Annotated in this window: 3 protein-coding genes; 2 read left to right on the top strand and 1 reads right to left on the bottom strand. The window is 42.0% G+C overall.

Annotated features, from left to right (window positions below; genetic code table 11):
- Window positions 1-325: 325 nt before the first annotated feature.
- On the bottom strand, window positions 326-1,564 hold the full coding sequence (locus DW981_RS14445) for a recombinase family protein (RefSeq protein WP_022024773.1): 1,239 nt from the start codon (window positions 1,562-1,564) through the stop codon (window positions 326-328).
- 171 nt (window positions 1,565-1,735) lie between these two features.
- Here DW981_RS14445 and DW981_RS14440 point away from each other — a divergent pair, with 171 nt between their 5' ends.
- Both DW981_RS14440 and DW981_RS14435 read left to right on the top strand, forming a co-directional pair.
- Window positions 1,736-2,017 (top strand): BrnT family toxin, encoded by a 282-nt coding sequence (locus tag DW981_RS14440; RefSeq protein WP_118508229.1) that lies wholly within the window; start codon window positions 1,736-1,738, stop codon window positions 2,015-2,017.
- Window positions 1,992-2,180, top strand: coding sequence for a hypothetical protein (locus tag DW981_RS14435; protein WP_118508228.1), 189 nt, complete (start codon window positions 1,992-1,994; stop codon window positions 2,178-2,180). Before DW981_RS14440 ends, DW981_RS14435 begins: the two co-directional genes overlap by 26 nt.
- Window positions 2,181-2,356: the final 176 nt, after the last annotated feature.

Here is a 2,356-nt window from a genome sequence, read left to right as displayed (position 1 = left end):
TCGTCGTTACTTATGTCTCGTATTTCAGAGACATTAAGTAACGTGACGTAGCGCATCGTAGCGAAAGCGTCCCGTCCAAAAATGGATGATACCTTGCTAAACCGGGACATCTCAAACACTCCTTCAGGCATGTATTCATCAGAGACTTAACAAAATAAGAAATCACGTAAAAACTCTGCGTTCTGCGGCAATTGTCTTAGTTTCTTGATGGCAGAATAATTTACATTATTGGCTGCAAAATAGCTATTATTTTACTTACATAATAAGCAATATGTGACAACATGGTAATTATTGCTGTGCGATGTTTGAGTAATGAATAAGAAATTTAATTTAAATAAGAGATATCTGCGGAACCATCTTCATGAATTGTGATCTGACGGATCACAGAACACACGAGGGCACGGTTTAGCGAGCTTTCAGCGGGCAGAGGAATGCCATGTGCTTCAAGGTCGTTTCGTACAGCATTAGTAAGAGCAGTTTCACATACCGAATGTGAAGTACATCCCCGCAGACCAAGCCGGTTATAGGTACCGCATCGAAAACGAACGGTACCGTTGCGGCATATACGGACCATGCTCCCACCACAGTCTGCACAGTGAAGCAACCCGGCAAAAAGATGTACGTATCGTTTCTGTGGTTGTCTTGGAGCGTGTGACAGCAGAGTGTTCACCCGGTCGAACAGTTCCGAAGACACGATTGCCGGGTGCGTTGCCTCTACCGTGATCCATTGTTCCGGAGGCAGGGGGAGTGCCTTTTTACTGCAGACTTGACGAAAAGAACGGTTTTGTACCATATTCCCGGTGTAGACCGGGTTGCGGAGAATGTTGCGCACGCTACTGTATGTCCAGCCATTTCCGGGGCATACGTTGGCATTGTGATAGGCCATTTCGTGCATTTGTTTGTAAAGAGAGGGACAGGGAATCTGCTCCTCATTTAATCGTTTCGCAATTTGTGATGCACCTATGCCGGACAGGTATTCGCAGAAGATTCGGCGGACGATCGCAGCGGCCGGTTCATCGATCAGCAATTTGTTATGATTGGATGGGGACTTGCGGTAGCCATACGCGGCAAACGCACCAATAAATTGTCCGGCGCACTGCTTAGCGCGAAATGTCGAGCGTACCTTTGCGCTGATGTCCCGTGGATAAAATCCATTAAACATATTTTTGAGATCGATCATCATATCTTTACTCGTATCAATGTCAAAAAAATCTTTATCTACAGCATCATCGATAGCAATAAAACGCACTTTATGCCCCGGAAAATATTCATGGACATAATGACTTGTTTTAACATTATTTCTTCCCAATCGCGACAGATCTTTCACCAAAACACCGCATATATGACCGGCTTCAATGTCTTGCAGCAGACGCAGAAATGCCGGGCGGTCGTAGTTGGTCCCAGTGTAACCGTCGTCAATATACCAGCTATACGGTGTCAGTTCCGGGTGCGTCTTAGCATACTCGGAAAGCTTCAATTTTTGGTGCACGACACTTAAACTTTCTGCGCGGTCACCGTCCTCGCGGCTCAGTCTTATGTAAAACGCCCAACGGTTCTTTCTCATAAGGATCCTCATTTCCGAAAGCTCTTTAGGAGCTTGTTAGTGATTAGTATTACTATATGACAGGCGGCTGCAGCAAATACATAAATAGTAAATAGATTAAAATGGCATTTTAAGTTTATAGTTGTAAAGAAGATGGTTTTGCTATAAAATAATGATAAGGGGGGAGAATATATGAATTTTGAATGGGATGATGAAAAAAATAAAATCAATTTTGCCAAACACGGTATTGACTTTGAAACTGCCATGTTAGTATTTAATGATCTTCAAAGAATTGAGATTTACGATATGGAGCATAGTAAGGAAGAAGATAGGTATAATACAATTGGTATGGTTAATGATGTGATTTTTGTTGTGTATACCGAACGAAAGGAGAATATTCGGTTGATATCAGCGAGAATAGCAACTAAAACAGAAAGGAGTATTTATTATGATCAAGACAGCTACTTTAACTAGAGATCAAAAACCAACTGCGGAACAGATTAAGCAGATACAAGAAGCAGCCAAAAGAGAAATAGTATATGATGATGATTCACCGGAACTTACTCCTGCAATGGAGAAGGCATTTCGACTGGCGGCAAAGAACAGAAACACACATAAGAATACAGCAATTTCATAAAGAAATAAACTTCAATTATGTAAAACGTCAATTCACTGGAATGAGTGGATTGGCGTTTTTGTGTTAATAACTAAAACTTCCCATACCGGAAGCTACTGCAAGAACCACATATTGCTTATTATGTCAAAGCATGCTAAGTGTTTTGCAGCCACAATATAGCGGCTTCTGCCGACAGA

The sequence above is a fragment of the Clostridium sp. AM49-4BH genome, from assembly GCF_003478335.1.
Taxonomy (GTDB): domain Bacteria; phylum Bacillota; class Clostridia; order Lachnospirales; family Lachnospiraceae; genus Butyribacter.
The sequence above is the reverse complement of the archived record's forward strand: the minus strand, read 5'-3'. Positions and strand labels throughout refer to the sequence as shown.

Excerpts from the sequence above, each read along its gene's own strand:
- DW981_RS14435 (WP_118508228.1), top strand. The coding sequence starts at position 1,992 with ATGATCAAGACAGCTACTTTAACTAGAGATCAAAAACCAACTGCGGAA.
- DW981_RS14440 (WP_118508229.1), top strand. The coding sequence starts at position 1,736 with ATGAATTTTGAATGGGATGATGAAAAAAATAAAATCAATTTTGCCAAA.
- DW981_RS14445 (WP_022024773.1), bottom strand. The coding sequence starts at position 1,564 with ATGAGAAAGAACCGTTGGGCGTTTTACATAAGACTGAGCCGCGAGGAC.